Annotated in this window: 19 protein-coding genes; 9 read left to right on the top strand and 10 right to left on the bottom strand. The window is 50.6% G+C overall.

Going from position 1 to position 16,892, the window contains the following annotated elements; genetic code table 11:
• Nucleotides 1–504 carry a L,D-transpeptidase family protein gene (locus tag ACMHXH_RS17390; RefSeq protein ID WP_071476874.1) on the bottom strand — a complete coding sequence of 168 codons (504 nt, stop codon included), beginning with the start codon at nucleotides 502–504 and terminating at the stop codon, nucleotides 1–3.
• A 252-nt stretch (nucleotides 505–756) separates the two neighbouring features.
• Here ACMHXH_RS17390 and ACMHXH_RS17385 point away from each other — a divergent pair, with 252 nt between their 5' ends.
• Both ACMHXH_RS17385 and ACMHXH_RS17380 read left to right on the top strand, forming a co-directional pair.
• A complete protein-coding gene (locus ACMHXH_RS17385) occupies nucleotides 757–1,617 on the top strand; it encodes an ion transporter (protein WP_404830118.1) in 861 nt (286 codons plus the stop codon).
• Nucleotides 1,618–1,711: 94 nt separating this feature from the next.
• Nucleotides 1,712–3,148, top strand: coding sequence for an MATE family efflux transporter (locus ACMHXH_RS17380; protein ID WP_071476894.1), 1,437 nt, complete (start codon nucleotides 1,712–1,714; stop codon nucleotides 3,146–3,148).
• Nucleotides 3,149–3,180: 32 nt separating this feature from the next.
• Here ACMHXH_RS17380 and ACMHXH_RS17375 read toward each other — a convergent pair whose 3' ends face one another.
• The 3 genes from ACMHXH_RS17375 to ACMHXH_RS17365 form a co-directional block, all read right to left on the bottom strand.
• A complete protein-coding gene (locus tag ACMHXH_RS17375) occupies nucleotides 3,181–3,414 on the bottom strand; it encodes a DUF2986 domain-containing protein (protein ID WP_039035473.1) in 234 nt (77 codons plus the stop codon).
• Nucleotides 3,415–3,540: 126 nt separating this feature from the next.
• Nucleotides 3,541–3,897 (bottom strand): hypothetical protein, encoded by a 357-nt coding sequence (locus tag ACMHXH_RS17370; RefSeq protein ID WP_071476876.1) that lies wholly within the window; start codon nucleotides 3,895–3,897, stop codon nucleotides 3,541–3,543.
• Nucleotides 3,898–3,963: 66 nt separating this feature from the next.
• A complete protein-coding gene (locus tag ACMHXH_RS17365) occupies nucleotides 3,964–4,398 on the bottom strand; it encodes a hypothetical protein (protein WP_071476877.1) in 435 nt (144 codons plus the stop codon).
• A gap of 147 nt (nucleotides 4,399–4,545) precedes the next feature.
• On the opposite strand from ACMHXH_RS17365, the gene ACMHXH_RS17360 reads away from it, so the two are divergent.
• The gene (locus ACMHXH_RS17360; RefSeq protein ID WP_039035470.1) at nucleotides 4,546–5,241 is read left to right on the top strand and encodes an energy-coupling factor ABC transporter permease; all 696 of its coding nucleotides are present in this window, start codon (nucleotides 4,546–4,548) and stop codon (nucleotides 5,239–5,241) included.
• Nucleotides 5,242–5,278: 37 nt separating this feature from the next.
• On the opposite strand, the gene ACMHXH_RS17355 is transcribed toward ACMHXH_RS17360, so the two are convergent.
• The 4 genes from ACMHXH_RS17355 to sbcB all read right to left on the bottom strand — a co-directional run bounded on the left by ACMHXH_RS17355 (nucleotide 5,279) and on the right by sbcB (nucleotide 8,924).
• Entirely contained in the window at nucleotides 5,279–5,809 is a 531-nt protein-coding gene (locus tag ACMHXH_RS17355) for an RDD family protein (RefSeq protein WP_082014346.1), read from the bottom strand.
• A gap of 102 nt (nucleotides 5,810–5,911) precedes the next feature.
• Entirely contained in the window at nucleotides 5,912–6,268 is a 357-nt protein-coding gene (locus ACMHXH_RS17350; RefSeq protein ID WP_039035469.1) for a glutaredoxin family protein, read from the bottom strand.
• Between the two features lie 254 nt (nucleotides 6,269–6,522).
• Nucleotides 6,523–7,419: a cytidine deaminase gene (gene cdd / locus ACMHXH_RS17345; protein ID WP_101095116.1), complete on the bottom strand. Its 897-nt coding sequence runs from the start codon at nucleotides 7,417–7,419 to the stop codon at nucleotides 6,523–6,525.
• Between the two features lie 89 nt (nucleotides 7,420–7,508).
• The gene (gene sbcB / locus ACMHXH_RS17340; protein WP_335912656.1) at nucleotides 7,509–8,924 is read right to left on the bottom strand and encodes an exodeoxyribonuclease I; all 1,416 of its coding nucleotides are present in this window, start codon (nucleotides 8,922–8,924) and stop codon (nucleotides 7,509–7,511) included.
• A gap of 183 nt (nucleotides 8,925–9,107) precedes the next feature.
• Between sbcB and ACMHXH_RS17335 the strand changes: the two genes are divergently transcribed.
• From ACMHXH_RS17335 to ACMHXH_RS17325, 3 genes are all read left to right on the top strand, one after another.
• Nucleotides 9,108–9,908: a hypothetical protein gene (locus tag ACMHXH_RS17335; protein WP_071476880.1), complete on the top strand. Its 801-nt coding sequence runs from the start codon at nucleotides 9,108–9,110 to the stop codon at nucleotides 9,906–9,908.
• Between the two features lie 42 nt (nucleotides 9,909–9,950).
• Nucleotides 9,951–10,754, top strand: coding sequence for a 23S rRNA (guanine(745)-N(1))-methyltransferase (gene rlmA / locus ACMHXH_RS17330; RefSeq protein WP_071476881.1), 804 nt, complete (start codon nucleotides 9,951–9,953; stop codon nucleotides 10,752–10,754).
• A 253-nt stretch (nucleotides 10,755–11,007) separates the two neighbouring features.
• Nucleotides 11,008–11,217, top strand: coding sequence for a cold-shock protein (locus ACMHXH_RS17325; protein ID WP_025009607.1), 210 nt, complete (start codon nucleotides 11,008–11,010; stop codon nucleotides 11,215–11,217).
• A 386-nt stretch (nucleotides 11,218–11,603) separates the two neighbouring features.
• Here ACMHXH_RS17325 and ACMHXH_RS17320 read toward each other — a convergent pair whose 3' ends face one another.
• Nucleotides 11,604–12,281 (bottom strand): hypothetical protein, encoded by a 678-nt coding sequence (locus ACMHXH_RS17320; RefSeq protein ID WP_143078431.1) that lies wholly within the window; start codon nucleotides 12,279–12,281, stop codon nucleotides 11,604–11,606.
• Between the two features lie 129 nt (nucleotides 12,282–12,410).
• A complete protein-coding gene (locus ACMHXH_RS17315) occupies nucleotides 12,411–13,013 on the bottom strand; it encodes a YybH family protein (RefSeq protein WP_071476883.1) in 603 nt (200 codons plus the stop codon).
• Between the two features lie 115 nt (nucleotides 13,014–13,128).
• Between ACMHXH_RS17315 and smrA the strand changes: the two genes are divergently transcribed.
• From smrA to ACMHXH_RS17300, 3 genes are all read left to right on the top strand, one after another.
• Nucleotides 13,129–13,719, top strand: a complete 591-nt coding sequence (gene smrA, locus ACMHXH_RS17310) for a DNA endonuclease SmrA (protein WP_039035462.1) — start codon at nucleotides 13,129–13,131, stop codon at nucleotides 13,717–13,719.
• Nucleotides 13,720–13,830: 111 nt separating this feature from the next.
• A complete protein-coding gene (locus ACMHXH_RS17305) occupies nucleotides 13,831–14,478 on the top strand; it encodes a TetR/AcrR family transcriptional regulator (protein WP_039035461.1) in 648 nt (215 codons plus the stop codon).
• Nucleotides 14,479–14,488: 10 nt separating this feature from the next.
• On the top strand, nucleotides 14,489–16,765 hold the full coding sequence (locus ACMHXH_RS17300) for an acyl-CoA dehydrogenase (RefSeq protein ID WP_039035460.1): 2,277 nt from the start codon (nucleotides 14,489–14,491) through the stop codon (nucleotides 16,763–16,765).
• The last annotated feature ends 127 nt before the right edge of the window (nucleotides 16,766–16,892 follow it).

The following is a 16,892-nucleotide window of genomic DNA, read 5'->3' as shown; positions in this document are numbered from 1 at the left end:
TCAGGGCCAGATTTCTATCGGCGTTCCCGGCTCAATTAACTGCCAGAGTTCATCCATCTCTTGATTGGTGAGGGCGATACAGCCGTTGGTCCAGTTAAACTGTTGTGCTTCTTCCGGAGTTAATCCAGAGCGGGGATTTTGGCCGTGGATCATGATTTGACCGCCAGGGCTGACTCCGAGCGCCTTGGCCCTGAGTCTGTCCTCGTCATTGGGATAGGAGATATGAATTGAGCGGTAAAAGGCGCTGTCGGCCTTTTTATAGTCCAGCAGATAGCGGCCCTCTGGGGTACGTTGGTCGCCTTCCTGATATTTGTGGCCCTTGGGCATATCCCCCAAGGCGATGCGATATTCCTTGATGACCTTACCGGCCTTAATCAGGCTCAGACGTGAATCTGACTTGTTGACCAGCACTAAATCCACCTGTGCCGAGGCAAAGGGGCTGTACAACTGGGTAACCGCCAGTAGAAATATTGCATAAACTATATAACGAAACGATGGGCCCATGACCGCTTGGCTCTGATTATGGTTATTTTGACGGGATAATAACTGAAAAAGGGGGCCCTCTTGAAGCCCTTGAACAAGATTGTTGCCGCTGGGCGCAGAGTGTCAGCCAGAGAATATTTGGCACACTTGCCAATGCGTGGCAGACTTACGCCCCTGCCTTTTGGGCATGGCGCCGCGAAAACTGACAGCGCGAGACATTAAAGAATCAAGAGTGGTCGCCGTTTGAGTTAGACAGTAAGGAAAGCTTAGCGCATGAATCAACATAAGATGACAGATACGCCTTCGGAGCCGGAGCTCAAGCGTAAGCTCAGGATAATCATCTTTGGTACGGAAACGCCAGCCGGCCGCTGGTTTGATATCAGTTTGATCATCTGCATTATTCTCAGTGTTGCCCTGGTTTTTCTCGATACCGTGGCCGATATCCATGCCCGTTTCGGACACATCATACTGGCACTGGAATGGGCCTTTACCTTGGTGTTCACTCTGGAATATCTGCTGCGGCTCTATTGTTCCAGCAATCGCTTGAGTTATGCCCGCAGTTTTTATGGCGTCGTGGATCTGCTCAGTATCCTGCCCAGTTATCTGGCGCTGTTCTTCCCCGGGGCCAATTTTACTCTGGTGATCCGTATTCTGCGGCTGTTCAGAATTTTTCGGGTACTCAAGCTGCTCAGATACTTGAGCGAAGGGAACCTGCTGCTCAAAGCGATGCTGCAGTCGAGTCGCAAGGTGTTTATCTTCTTTTTCTCTGTGAGTCTTATCATTATGGTGCTCAGCGCCATCATGTATGTGGTCGAAGGCCCGGACAACGGCTTCAGCTCGATCCCCAAGTCTGTCTATTGGACCATAGTGACCATTACTACAGTAGGCTACGGTGATATCACTCCCAAGACGGAACTCGGCCAGGCGATAGCGGCGTTTACCATGCTCTTGGGTTACTCGATAATCGCCATTCCCACCGGGATCCTCACCGCTGAAATTTCCCAGGAAATGGGCCGTAACCGCGATCTGCGTCGCTGCGCCAACTGTTTGAAAACCGGGCATGACTACCATGCTCTTTACTGTAACCGTTGTGGCAGTGAGCTGGAGCCACCTCCGGAAGAAAACAAGGATTAGGGTGTCAAACAACCAATCATCTGTTAAGACAGCCACTCAAGCCGTCACTCAGGCTAAGTTTGTTGAAGGCAATATACTACGCCACATTTTGGTGATGAGTTCTACTGCGGCCGTTGGGATCTCGGCACTGTTTGTGGTGGACCTGCTGGATATTTTCTTCCTCAGCATGCTGGGAGAGCTGGAGTTGGCAGCGGCCGTGGGCTATGCCGGTACCATCTCTTTCTTCACTACTTCCATAGGTATCGGCCTGTCGATTGCGTTGGGGGCCCTGGTGTCCCGCGCTGTAGGTGCAAGAGACACAGAAGGGGCCAAGCGTTTGCTGCTGAATGCCGCCATGGTAACTCTGCTGGTATCCAGTCTGATGGCGATAGTGGTGACGGCCTTAATCCCTGAACTGCTGGCGCTGGTGGGCGCCAAGGGACATACCGCTGAGCTTGCCGCCGATTATCTGTATATTCTGGTGCCTTCCTTGCCGATCATCTGTTTGGCGATGGCGCTTGGCAGCGCTTTGCGCGCCGTGGGTGATGCCAGACTCTCCATGCTATCGACCCTGGCGGGCGGCGCGGTCAATGCAGTATTTGACCCCATTTTTATTTTCCTGTTTGCCATGGGTATAGAAGGGGCGGCTACCGCCTCGGTATTGGCACGCCTCACTGTACTGCTGATCGCGGCAAGAGGCGTGTTCATCAAACACGGCCTTTGGAGCCGTTTCGAACTTGCGAGCTTTCGCGGCGATCTGCGCGCCATTTTTGCTATCGCCGGGCCGGCGATGATGACCAATGTGGCCACCCCCATAGGCAATGCGGTAGTGACCCGGGCAATTGCCGATTTTGGTGACAGCTTTGTCGCCGGATGGGCCGTCGTTGGGCGTTTGACCCCTGTGGCCTTTGGAATGATCTTTGCGCTTTCCGGCGCCATAGGACCCATCATAGGGCAGAACTATGGTGCCAGGGCTTATGACAGGCTCAGCGAATGCCTGACAAGGGCGCTGCAGTTCTGTATCGCCTATGTGCTTGGGATGTCGCTGCTGCTGTGGTTGCTGCGCGAGCCTTTGGTATTGGCATTCGACATGCGCGGGGATTCTGCCGAGCTGGTACGTTTCTTCTGCCAGTATATGGCGCTGTTTTTCCTGTTCAACGGCGCGCTGTTTGTGGCCAACGCCTCGTTCAACAATCTGGGTAAGGCCAAGTATTCGACCGCCTTCAATGTGGGTAAGGCCACTATCGGGACACTGCCATTTGTTTATCTGGGAGCCGAGCTCGGTGGGGTATATGGGGTCTTGATTGGTCAGGCACTGGGTTCAGTGCTCTTTGGTGTATTGGCGGTGATCACCGCTTATCGTTTGGTTGCCAGCGTAGCTGCCAATGGCCGCCAGCAAGGTCGCGAAGCTGACAGTCTTGATGATAAGGAGCTCTCCATGGCCTCCAGTAGTCCGCTGTCATCTTCCTGTGCCCAAATGGGGCAGATGACCGAAGAGTTGGAGCCGATAGCCAGTGCCCAGGTGACCTTGCCCCAGCGGCAGAAGCCTTAACGCGATGCATTAAAGAAGAGCTTGAAAACGCTTTATAGGCTGTCAGATTGGGGAGTCGCGGCGGTAGTGTTTGCAGCTGCGCCGTCATCTGGCTGCTCAGCGGTACAGTTTTTTGCCTGCTCGGCCTCGGCGGCAGCGATTTTGGCACGCTCAGCCTTGGAGATGTAACCTTGCTTGGCGGGGCCTGCATTGGGGAGCTCTTTCTTGTTTTCCCGGGCTTTGGCACGCTTGGCCAGTTTTTTGGTCAGTTTTTGTCGCTTGTTCATGCAAAAATTTCCTGGTACTTCCCACTTGGGATGGGCAAAGGGCAGGCATTTTAGCCTGCCGGCGGCCGGGCAACAAGCTCAACCTGCCTCGGAGCAGGTGTTGATGCTGTGGCGAAAGGGATTTTCTTAGAGGAATAGAGTCATAAAGACACCGATATAGCTCATGGAAACCGCGACGCCTATACTGAGCAGCGCCATATCCAACATCAGTGGCCGCTCCGGCGTTTTGGCGGCTTTGATAAGCTCTATCACGCTGGTGGGGATCACTATTAACCCCGAGACTATCAATAACAAAAATCCAGGGCGAAACAGACTGAGTTGCAGTGTACTTTGATCCTGCCAAAGGTGAGCATATTGATCGCCAAACAGCAATAACGCCATAGCGACCAGTGCAGATAGGCTGGTGGCCAACAACAACTGACGATTTACCCTGCTGCGGCTAATCGGCTCTTCTATCTCCTGAATAATTCCTGTGGGTTCCATCTCAAATGCACCTAAAGCAGTAAACTGCGGCAAAACTAGCAAATTTGAAGCTCATATTCAAAAAAATTACTTGTTGTTGAAGCGGATCCTGTCCATCTCACTGGCGCCATCGTGGCATTCACCGCGGATTTCTCCCCAACTGGAATGAAGCACGCGGCTGAGTTCGTAGAAGCCTTCTTGGCAGTATTGATTCATCTTGAGGGTATTGTTGAGCCCAAGAACCAGCTGTTGTTCAAAGACGGCAAGCCGGGCTTCTCTTATAGCCAGTTGTTGGCGCATTTCCTTTGCCGTACGGGGCGCGGGGGCTCTGTCCCTGTCATTGTGGTCTATTTCTGGCGCAACCAAGCGTGCCTTATAGGTGAAGAGTTTCAAGCCATCTGTTTTGATATCTGTCTGGAAACTGTCTTTGATGGCACCGGCAAAATCGGCCGGGTCTATGTTGGGTTTTGAGCTGCAGCTACAAAGCAGTAGGGGCAGTAATGACAGAAAAAGCGTGCGCATAAGCAGGGGCAGTTATCCTTATTATTTTTTTGAGATACAAACTATCGTTAACTTACTGCAGAATAAGCATAATTGCATTAACGGCGTGATAAGTTAGCATAACTTCGTCGTTTACCGCCTTTGTTTGATAACCGGATGGTCAATTATATGTTCGAGTATCTTCAACATCTTTGGGAGCAAATCCAGTGGCAGCCGGATCTGGCTGATATCCTCTATTTGCTTGTGCTCATCGGTTGGTTTGCCTGGATTTGGCCTCAATGGGACTGGCAGCAACTGTTGGCTGACAAGAGCTTGCAGTGGCGAGCCTTGTTTTGCACCTTGGCTATTAATGGCCTTTGGCTGCTCAATGCCAGCGTCACCGAAGGTATTCATGTGCATTTTCTGGCCTTGGTAACCCTGATGCTGATGTTTGGCTGGCGTTTGGCGTCCATATTGATGCTGCTGCCGGTGAGTTTCTTTTGCCTGTTTGTCTATCATCAGCCTTGGGTATTGGGGCCCATGATGTTGTTTGGCGTTTGTCTGCCACTGTTGCTGGCATTGACAGTACATAGCTTGAGCTATCATAAATTACCCAAGCATTTATTTGTCTTTATTTTCGTAGCAGGTTTTTTCAACGCAGGTCTTTCTGTGGTGAGTCATATCTTGGCATGGGCCGTTTATCTATGGTTTGATATGGATTACGGCGCAGCTTATCTGGTCGATAATTATCTGTTGCTTATTCCGCTGCTGGGGTTCCCTGAAGCCTTGCTTAACGGTATGGCAGTGACGCTGTTGGTGGTTTACCGGCCTGAGTGGCTCTACGATTACTCGGACCGGGTTTATCTCTGGCGCCAAAAAAGATAGCGGCAGTGGGTACTGCAATCCCCCTTATTGAGCGTTTCTAATCCTTGGGGGCGCGGATCACCAGGGTACCCGCCAGTTTGTCATGCCAGCTTTGTTTACGGGGATCGAAGGCCACCCAGATATAGCCCAGGCCGAATAATAGAGTTGAGGGAATATAACCCAGGTATCGTATTATCAAGCTGGCGGTTGATGGTTTTTGTAAAGTCTCGGCATCGACTATGACGGCTCTTAACGCCATTTTTCCAGGAGTCGCCGACTTATAACGCCAAAATAAGATGACCAGAACTATAGGCAATAGGTAATTGATCAGCAGATCAAGTGGTCCTTTTATAAAGGTATTGCCCGTCATTATAGGGTCGATGCCGTAGACATAGAGGGTCAGTGGCACTGTGATGCACATCAGCATGAGAGAGTCCAGTAGGGTTGCTGCAAGCCGCTCCCAAAAACCGACGTAAATGGGATAGCTGGATTCTGGAATTGATGTCTGTGCCGGAGCTGTGGTGTCAGGGGCTTGTTGGTGATGAGCCAAATCTGGCTCGATACTCTGCGGTGTGTGTTCAGCTGTCATTCTCTCAGTCCCTGATTAGCAATTATCTAGTTGAAGACAATACACAGGAATAACAGCTGCAACAAGCATGGCCTACCTTTGGTGCTGGTAGGCCGAGGTCTGTTAGCCAAAACGCTGATCAAGATAAGCTATGATGTCGTTGGACTCATACATCCAAGTGACTTCGCCGGCTTGCTCTATTTTCAAACAAGGAACTTTCATGGTTCCGCCTCGGTTTTGTAATTCACTTCTGTGTGGCTCTTGTTTGGCATCCAGAGTCGCAATATTCAAGCTCTGTCGCTTCATGGCGCGTCTTACCTTGACACAAAAAGGGCAGGCCGGATATTGGTACAGGCTAAGGTTACGACATTGCTCATCGATATCCGCCTGCTGTTCGGGTTGACGTTTAACACTCTTGGGGGAGAAAACAAAATTGAGCAGCAAAATGATCCGTCCCAGGATCCAACGAATAACAAACATAAGTATCCTCTATATAAGCTTGAAACGGCAGGCAGTTTAACTCAGTGGCAGCGAAACTCAAGCTCGGACTCAGCATGTCGGGATGAGGAGGATTTTAAGCTTATCTTGGGGAAGATAAAAACGGAGGTTATAGGGCGTAGCGATGAAAAATAGTTGTCAGTTTCTGATTCTGGGGCTGTTGAATCTCGGTTTCTTTTTCAGCCCAGCCGAAAGAACAGTCAACACTGTTCTTTCAGGGGATTGTGAGCCAAGTATCAGTTGGGCTCGGGGCTGACCACTATATGTTCCAGCTCTACAGGCGCCACTGCGTGCAGGGCGTCCATGCTGGCTCCCACCAGGGAGATCTTGCCATCGGCTGATTCCAGTAGCAGGGCCCGTTTGATTTCGCTGAAGCTGCGGTTATGGCGCAGCAGGGTCGACAGTGCCATCTGCATCGGCATCATGGATGGGTTAAAGGCGGCGTTTTCGGCGTAACGGCCACAAAAGGTGGCGCCATCAGCCGTTTCCAGTACTACGGCACAATGGCTCTTGCTGTATGGAGCATAACTGAGGCTGGCGTGATCCAACGCTTCAATCACCATGGGGTCGGAGCTCTCAAGCGCCAGGTTTACCTGTTGCTTACTCAGCAAAGGCTTGGTGACATTGAGATCTTTGGGACCAAAGGCGTAGGGCAGGTAATGACTCAAAGGCGCAGCAGGCTGCTTGGGTAGGTGAATGCGGATCTCTTGCCCAGCCACCAACTCATTCATAAACTGACGGCAGTGACCGCAGGGACTCTCGTTGACTATGATATCGACTATCTGGCTTTCACCGCTCAGCCAGGCATGGCTGATGGCGCTTTGCTCAGCGTGAACCGAGTGGCACAGAGCCTCGCCCGGCAGCTCGATATTGGCGCCCATATAGATATCACCGCTTTTGCCTTTGGCGATGGCGCCGACATAGAACTCACTGATTGGCGGATTGGCCATTGCCGCAGCAATAGGCAAGAGTGCCAGTAGTAACTCATCATCACCAAGGCCGCTCACTTTGGCTAACTCACTCAGCTGCTGTGCATCCAGATGACCGGCGAACTCATCGTTGAGCAGTGGCACCAATTGTTCGGCAAGTGCCTTGGGCAATTGGTTCAGGCTGTTTACAAATCTGTCTTGCATTGGCCATTCCTTGTTAAATGTTAAGCTAATGGTTATCCAGTTTAGTCAGGAAGTTACAGTTGAAACGGGACTGACTTCGCAAAATCCCGTTAAAGCGCCTGTAAGTATTGCACCAGAGCCTTGAGAAGTCGCTGGTGACTTTCATTTTCGGCAGTTTCTTCCAGTAGGTTTTCCAAGCGAATGACATAATCCGGATCGTTAAGCCTTTGCTGACAGAACTCATGCCAGCGCAGTGTTTCTTTGTCCGTAAGTGTCGAGGGATAGTTGCGGGCGCGGTAGCGAAACAACATCTCCTTGAGCCTGGAATCGTCAAAGCTGAGATCCAGCGCCGCCAGGTTATCGGGGGCGGTATGGCGGATCATCTCCATCTTGGCCTTATCCGCCGGAGAGAAGAATCCTCCGCTGTAGAGCATAAGATCCGGATCGGTAATCGGGTTGTCTCTCGGGGTATCAAACAGGCTTGCCAACTTGGTGCGGATCTGTGGATGCTGGCGCAGACGCTTGTACTGCTCGCGAGCAAACGCCTTGTCAAATCCAATCCGCGCGGCGGCTTCATCGGTCAGTGTCTTGGCGGTGGCAATAAAGGGGCACTTATTGATATGAACCTGTTTGACCGGTATGGGTAATTCATCTTCTGCTAATTCGTTTCTTGGCGTGTAGAGGCGCTCGCGAATGCTGTCTACATCCAGTTCAATCAGCGGGCTGATATCCATGTGTAGGTTAACGCAGACAATGGCATTCTTGTTCTCGGGATGATGGGCCACAGGGGCAATGAGAGTGGCACAGCCCTGAGTCGCCGGGATCTTGGAGCTGATATGCACCAAAGGTTGCATATTGAGTACATCGATTTGTTCGGAAACTGCCTGCTTGCGTCTGAGTTTGAAATAGTAGTCAAACAGCCTTGGTTGTTTCTCTTTTATCAGTTTGGCCAAGGCTATGGTGGCGTAAACATCTGACATGGCGTCATGCGCCTTTTCATGGCCGAGTCCGTTGGCCTGGGTCAGGTGTTCGAGCTTGAAGCTGGGAGAACCGTCCTCTTTGGTTGGCCAGTTGATCCCGTCCGGGCGCAGGGCATAGCAGGCCCGAACCAGATCAATAATATCCCAGCGGGAATTGCCTTGTTGCCACTCTCTGGCATAGGGATCGATAAAGTTACGATAAAAACCGTAGCGGCTGACCTCATCATCAAATCGTAGCGAGTTATAACCGGCGACGCAGGTATTGGCTTGGCTGAACAGGGCATTGATCCGCCCCATAAATTCGGTTTCCGGCAGCCCTTTGCCATTGGCCAGTTGCGGCGTGATCCCTGTGATGAGAATTGCCTCGGGTGAGGGCAGGTAATCGCTGGCTATCTGGCAGTAAAAGGTCTCGGGCTCGCCAATAATGTTCAGCTCCAGATCGGTACGTATCCCGGCAAACTGCGCCGGTCTGTCTTTCGCCGGATTGGCGCCGAATGTTTCATAATCATGCCAGAATATGGAAGGCTGAGGTTGGGCTTGACTCATACTGATGACTTTTGCTCTTCAGACAAAAGCTTATCTTAACATTTTTTTCCGCAAATGGGATTTTACCCCATATCACAGTTATTTCGGTTAAAAGCCGCCCTTGGTGAATCGACGGCCTCTGAGTACAATATATGCCTGCCGGCAGGGACGACCAAGAGGTTCGGATTACCCGAAGGGATGCAGATGCATAGTCAGTTTTTCAGTTCGCCCACTATAGTCAATCTTTCTATGCCGACCAGGTTGTGCCTCAGCTTACCTGATAGTGTCAGCGATTTTGTGTTGTCGGAGGCGCTGCGCTCGCCACTGCTCGAGTGGGTAATGCTTGAAGGAGAAGACAAAGCTTCGCAGGGACAGTTTGTTTTGAGGCTGCAGCCATTCCTGACCCAAGAGTTGCTACCTTTGAAAGCAGTCAGGAAGGATGGAGTGTCGCGCTCGGCAGGTCAGGGCTTTAGACTCTACTTTGAAGTTGGGACCAGTACTTCAAGTTGCATCGCTGCCCTGAGGCAAGGCGTGAATCTCGATTTATGGCCTGGGCAGACATTTCTCTGTTCGTTGCAAACCAGTAGATTCGAACTACTGCCTTTGGAACAAGATTTACGTTTGTCCCAGGAGCCAAGAGAGATCATTCTCGCCAAGGCAGCTTTGGCTGAACCTCAAGATTATCAGGCCAGCAGTGAAAAACTGGCGTTGCAGCTCAATGAAGTCACCCGGGCGAGGAAGCGGCTGGAATGTTACCAGCAAGCGCAGGGAACTGAGTTACCCGAAGGTCTGATCAATGAAGTGTGGCACCTGCTTACCGGCCTGGTGCAGAAGCGCCAATGGCTGCTGCGATGTTATAATCAGTCACTTGAACGCCCAAGTTACCGCCTGAGTGCCAACCAAGATATCGCAGAAGAAAAACTCAGGCGTATGCTGGAGTGTTATGAGCTGCTGTCATCACCTGAGCTCAATGCCATGGTCAGACAGTTGACCGACGAAGAGTAAAATCACTTGGGCTGCAAAGCCCGATTCTGATGGAAGTAATGCATGACTTATATTTGTCCCCTGTGCCGCAGCGAGTTGCTACAGGACGGAAAACAATGGCGTTGTAGCCAAAACCACAGCTTTGATCAAGCCAAAGAAGGTTATATCAACCTGTTGCCGGTGCAGAAGAAAAACTCCCGCGATCCCGGTGACAACAAGCAGATGATGCAGGCCAGGCGCAGTTTTTTAAATGCCGGCTATTATCAGGCTCTCAGCAGCAGGGTCAACGAACTGGCGCTGGAATATGGCAAGACACACCCCTCCATTTTGGATCTGGGTTGCGGTGAGGGCTACTACAGCCAACGTTTGCAACAGGCTGTTGGTGGCGAGCTCTATGGTTTGGATATTTCCAGAACGGCTATTCGCTACGCCGCCAAGGCACATCCACAGATGCACTTTTGTGTAGCCAGCGCCTACGACATGCCTTTTGCCGATGCAGCCTTTGATCTTATGTTGCGTATCTATGCACCATCCAAAGTGCAGGAATTGGCACGGGTGTGTAAGCCAGGCGGCATTTTCATCTGTGTATCCCCCGGCCCAAGACATCACTTTCAGTTAAAAGAGATCATCTATAGTGAGCCAAGAGAGCATGAGCTTACCAAGGCAGCGCTACCGGGTTTTAGTTTGTTGCATGATGAGAGACTGCAGTGGCCGCTGGTTCTGCCAGCCGGACAGCTTTGCAATGATTTTCTGGAAATGACTCCCTATGCCTGGAAGCTCAGCGCCGAACAGAAACAGCAGCTGCAGGCTGAGGGATTGCGTTGTGAGCTGGATTTTCACATTCAAATTTACCAACGTAATACATAAGAGCTAGAACTATAAGATAGGTTTCAACTTGTTACGGCAAATACTCGAAATTTAAGTAAAAAAAACTAAGAAGGGTTAATTAAGTTTGTTGACTTATCTCCAGAATGATTTATAGTCTTCATAGCTTGAAAGTTGGGCTTATTTTTATGTCTTCAATACGACCAGTTCGTCCTGTAAACATAAGTAATACCGGCATTTTCAGCTCCACCGCCGTTAAGGCTTAAAAGATAGTTTTATTTACAGGATTTATATCATGTCACAAGTAACTGGTGTAGTTAAGTGGTTCAACTCTGACAAAGGTTTCGGTTTCATCGAGCAAGAGTCTGGTCCAGACGTGTTTGTACACTTCCGCGCCATCAACTCTGACGGCTTCAAGACTCTGGACGAAGGTCAGAAAGTATCCTTCACTGTTACTCAGGGCCAAAAAGGTCCTCAAGCTGAAAACGTTTCTGTTATCGGCTAATCGCTTTTCGGGGTAACCCGAGCGATACAGTAATCAACCGCGCGAGCCTACACTCCTAAAGAAGTGTAAGGAAAGCGCGGTTTTTTTATATCTGCAGGCAATCGCTTCAACTTTACACTTTCCTTTGTATCTTTCACTGAATTGTTAACCGCATGGTTTTTGTGGGACGTCGTCGTTTTCGCTATTCTTATAGTGCTGCAAGCCTTTGATACTCAGTTATTAGGTGACTCTTGTGTCAAGAGTCACGCAGAGGCAGGATCCGTTGTCGACACAGACGATAACTTGTTACTGATGGTTTTGATAAAGCCAGGCATCAGATCTGCTTTGAGTAGTTTATGGGGCGTCATTACTTTAAAAAGGCGTTGGTTCACTGTGCCTGACTTCACTCAACTGATGACAAAAAGCATGACAACATTGAGTGTGAGTACACTGATTGCGAGTAAGGCGGCAAAATGGATAAGGCGTTCCGCTTGAGGGGAAACTTGGAGCAGTGTTACTGGGTAACCAAAGAAGATAGTAAGGTAAAGCAGGCTTCTTAAAGGATATGCCATACCCGAGAGACGGTACTCAAGGCCATTCTTCAGCTTAACTGTCATGGCGTGAGCTCGTTTTCGCTCAATCTGATGATTGTCATGATAGCCCACCCAGTGGAACACCATACTCGCGATATCTTCTTTGGCAACAGCGGTCGTTGCTCCCGTGAGATATTGAGGCAGAAAAATATGGGTTTGGTTTATCCTTATCTGCCGCTCGTCTTTGGCACTGCTTTTTACGCCTAACTGAGTCAGTATCCGGCCTTTACGTACCTGGATATATATCAAAAACCAGATGACGCTGCAGGCAGGAAGCAGCAACTGAACCTTTCCTATAAACGGCGCCACCAGAGTGGCTAGCGCAATAACGGGAACTAGGCTCAAAAGCAGCGGCAGCTCTTTTCTCCAGGGCAGGGTGAAAAAGCTTAAAGAGATGGGTAAAGTGATTTCGCTCCCTAAATCCAGATTAGCGTATTTGCCGGTAAAGGTGCTATCGAACCATTTGCAATCGTTCAGTTTGAATGGTGTCATCTGACTCATAATTCCTTTTACTTGTCGTGAACTTCAGCAAGATAAGTGAATAAGGTAACCCGTCATTGTTATTGCAGCAAAAACGATAGCGCCCTTCTATTTGCAGGGCGCACTCTCAAGTACCGCTAATTACTTGGCATGAACGATTTCAATTTCAACACTGGATGGGAGATCGCTGGCAGGGGGTACAGGGGCAAATTGCTCGCCATAATACAGGTTAGGTTGGGGTTTGGCGTTGAAATAATGCTCCGGCTCGGCGCGGTTGCTGGTATCAACATCCACTAACCAGTTACCTTTTTTATCTTTGTGGCTGACGATAACGATTTTACCGGCAAACTCGCTCATGGGTTCTTCTGTGTCTTTCGGCGGGTGAAAGCGCACTAGATAATAGCCTATGTCGGTGGCGCTCTTGCCGTGCGCCTGACGCTGAACGACCCGAAAATCCACATCTATTCTGGCTTGTTTATGGCGGATGCGGTCAAAGAACTTTTGATACAGTTTGAGTACGTTTTCACGTCCCTGAACTATGGCAAGGCTTTGCTGTTCAGGAATATAAGTGGCATCCTCTGCGTATATGTTTTCCAAAGGGGCGGAGTTAAGTTCATTAAATGCCCGGTTGAACATGACATAGACACGATTAAGGGCTGCTTGGTCTTTATCCTGCAATTCGGCGGCCTTGAGGGGCTGAAGCACAGAAATCAGGCAAACGAGCAATAAGGTTAAGAATTTCATTAAAATCATCTAAGCAGGCTCATCTGACCTCACTATAATAGAAGCCCTTTGGTAACAGAAGATTGATTTCTTTACAAAGTGTGTAAACCTCGTCATAAGTTGGAGGAGTCGCATCATGAAAGCAGATGATCTGACACTTTTTATGCAAGAAATGGCCGATGTGGTGCCGCTCAAACAGCAACAGCAGGCCCTGACCAGAGCGAAACCTCTTTCCAGCGAGTCAAAACAGGCACGCAAAGCCGCCGCCGAGGCCCATGAGTATCTGCAGCGCCTGACCTTGGATTTAGCGCTGATCCCCAGAGTGAAACCCGATGATATGCTCAGCTACAAGCAGCAGGGGATCCAGGAGGCGGTATTCAAGAATTTACGTCTCGGTAAATACAAGATAGCCGCCGAGCTGGATGTTCACGCCATGTCGGTGCGCCAAGCCAGAGATTATTTGCTCGGTTTCATTCAATCTCAGGTGGTTTTAGGCCATCGCTGCGTGCTGGTGATCCACGGCAAAGGACAGAATCGCAAGCCGTTTCCTGGGCTTATTAAATCTTGCGTTAACTTCTGGTTGTCGCAGATGGATGAAGTACAGGCCTTTCACAGCGCCCAGCGCGAACATGGCGGCTATGGCGCCCTCTATGTGATGTTACCTAAATCAGATGCCAAGCGGATTGAATCCCGCGAGACCAACCATAAAGGAGCAGGCTTTCGCTGAGCGGTTTGGGACGGCAGATTATCTGCCTTGACCGTAGCCGAGATTTCGTTTGACATAAGTGTAACCAGTGTTTAATTTAAACGAGTGTTTTAAATTAACTAAGGTCACGGAATGGCAAGTCGATCTGATACCAAGACAAGAATTCTCGATGCCGCGGAGAAGCTGTTTGCCGAGCGGGGGTTTTCGGAAACCTCCCTCAGGCTTATCACCAGCAAAGCAGAAGTGAATCTTGCATCTGTAAACTACCATTTTGGTTCCAAAAAAGAGCTCATTCGGGCGGTTTTGGCACGTTATCTGGACGTGTTTATGCCATCGGCGTCAAACGCCATCAATGAGCTTATCAGCCAGGATAAACAGGCTTCTTTGGATGCCATTTTCTCCTCTCTGGTGGGGCCGCTGCTTGAACTTAACAAAGTTCGCAACGAAGGAACCAGTATCTTCCTGCAACTGCTTGGTCGTGGCTACATCGAAAGCCAGGGGCACTTGCGCTGGTTTATTACCACCCACTATGGCAAGCATCTGGATCAGTTTGTTCAGGCGGTCTCCGGCAGTGCACCGCACATTCCACCGGCAGAGATGTTCTGGCGCTTGCACTTTACCCTGGGAACTATAGTTTTCACTATGGCCTCGGCCGATGCGCTCAATGAAATCGCCGAAGCCGACTTCGGTGAACATAATGATATTGAGGCAGTGATCCGCAAGGTGATCCCTTACATGGCCGCCGGTGTGGCTGTGCCGCTGGTTTCTCAAGCAGAATAAAGGTCTGGTTATGAGTATTATCCTCTTAATAATAGTTGCCCTGATAGCACTGTTCTTTGTGCGCAATATACGCCTGCAGTTTGTGACCCGGCCGATATTGGCCTTCTTTCGCAAGGTGTTACCACCACTTTCGGATACAGAGCGTGAAGCGATGGAGGCCGGTGATGTCTGGTGGGAAGCCGAGCTGTTTCGTGGTAAACCCAACTGGGAAAGTCTGCACGCCTATGGTAAACCGGCGCTGAGCGCCGATGAGAAAGACTTTATCGACCATCAGGTGATGACGGCGCTAAAAATGATCGATGACTATGACATAGTCAACAACCGCAAGGACTTACCGCCTGAGCTGTGGGAGTACTTCAAGAAAGAAGGCTTCTTCGCGCTGATCATCCCGAAAAAATACGGTGGCCGTGAGTTTTCAGCCTATGCCAACTCCACCATAGTCAGTAAGTTGGCGAGCCGCAGTGTCAGCGCCGCCGTGACTGTGATGGTGCCCAACTCACTCGGTCCGGGTGAGTTGCTGACTCATTATGGTACCAAGGAGCAGAAAGAGCATTGGTTGCCGGCTTTAGCCAAAGGGGAAGAGATCCCTTGTTTTGCCCTGACCGGCCCCGAAGCCGGCTCAGATGCCGGTGCTATTCCCGATGAAGGGATAGTCTGCCGCGGTGAGTTCCAGGGCGAGGAAACTCTGGGGCTTAAGCTTAGCTGGAACAAGCGTTACATCACTCTGGCACCTGTGGCTACAGTGCTGGGACTGGCATTTCAGATGCGCGACCCAGACGGGCTGTTGGGGGACAAGGTGAACTTGGGGATTACCTGCGCCCTGATCCCAACCGATCATCCCGGCGTGAAAATTGGTCGCCGTCACAATCCGCTTAATATGGCCTTTATGAATGGTACCACTCAAGGGGACGAGGTGTTTATTCCGCTGGATTGGATCATAGGTGGCCCGCAATACGCAGGTCGTGGCTGGCGTATGCTGGTGGAGTGCCTCTCTGCAGGACGTGGTATTTCACTGCCGGCGCTGGCGACGGCGTCCGGGCATATGGCGACCAAGACGACAACCGCTTACAGCTACGTGCGTAAACAGTTCGGCATGGCCATAGGTCAGTTTGAAGGGGTTCAGGAAGCGTTGGCAAGGATCATTGCCAACACCTATCAGCTGGAAGCGGCCCGTCGTCTGACAACCACAGGCATAGATCTCAAGGTTAAACCATCTGTGGTTACCGCGATTGCCAAATATCACATGACAGAGCTTGGCCGTCAGGTGATGAACGATGCCATGGATATTCAGTCCGGCAAGGGTATTCAGATGGGGCCAAAAAACTATCTTGCTCATGGTTATATGGCCAACCCCATCTCCATCACAGTGGAAGGGGCCAACATCCTGACCCGTAGTTTGATGATCTTCGGTCAGGGCGCGACCCGCTGTCATCCTTATGTGCTGGCCGAGATGGAAGCTGCCGGCATGGAAGACAACAGTGAAGCGCTGGAGCGTTTCGACTCTTTGTTAATGGGCCACATAGGTTATGCGCTGCGTAACGCCTTTGGCTCTTTGGGCAACGCCCTCAGCCGTAGCTATTTTGAGCGCTCACCCGTGAGTGGCGATACCCGCGACTATTACAAGCAGATGGCCCGTCTGTCCAAGGCGCTGGCGCTGGTGACCGACTTGTCGATGCTTATTTTGGGCGGCGATCTCAAGCGCAAGGAGATGATTTCGGCCAGACTCGGTGATGTGCTCAGTCAACTGTATCTGGGCTCGGCCACATTGAAACTGTTTGAAGACAATGGCCGCCAGTTTGACGATCTACCGATAGTCAAACATGTGATGGATACCCGATTGCAACTGGCTGCCAAGGCGCTTGAGCAGGCGATAGCCAACTTCCCCAATCGTCCGGTTGCCTGGGTCATGCGTGTGCTGGTATTCCCGCTGGGGAATCACTTCAACGGCCCGAAAGACAGCCAGTCCATTGAACTGGTCAAGAGCATGCTTAAACCGGGTCCGGCCCGCGACAGGCTGACCTTCCTCTGTCCTGAATTTGACGGCGACACCAGTGGTATTGCCGAGGTGGAAGCGGCATTCAAGGCTCAATATCAGTGCCGTGAACTGCACAGCAAACTGAGAAAGGCGCAAAAGGATGGCCGTTTGCCTGCCAAACTGGCGCCTTTATCTCTGTATCAGGCGGCATTGGATGCTGAGGTTATCAGTAAAGCCGAGTATGAGCAGTTGCTTGAGGCCGATAAGCTGCGCTTGGCGGCAATCAATGTCGATGATTTTGAAACTCTTTAATTGAGATTGATTGGTATGTGAATTTCAGTTTGGTAAGCCTGTCCCGGGCAGGTTTACCTCTGATGTAAACAAAATCACCAAGCCTGAAACAGCAACGAAAGCAGCAGAAATTAAAAAGGTACGCCTC

The organism is Shewanella sp. BJSY2023SW001, from assembly GCF_047314685.1.
GTDB lineage: Bacteria > Pseudomonadota > Gammaproteobacteria > Enterobacterales > Shewanellaceae > Shewanella > Shewanella indica.
The sequence above is the reverse complement of the archived record's forward strand: the minus strand, read 5'-3'. Positions and strand labels throughout refer to the sequence as shown.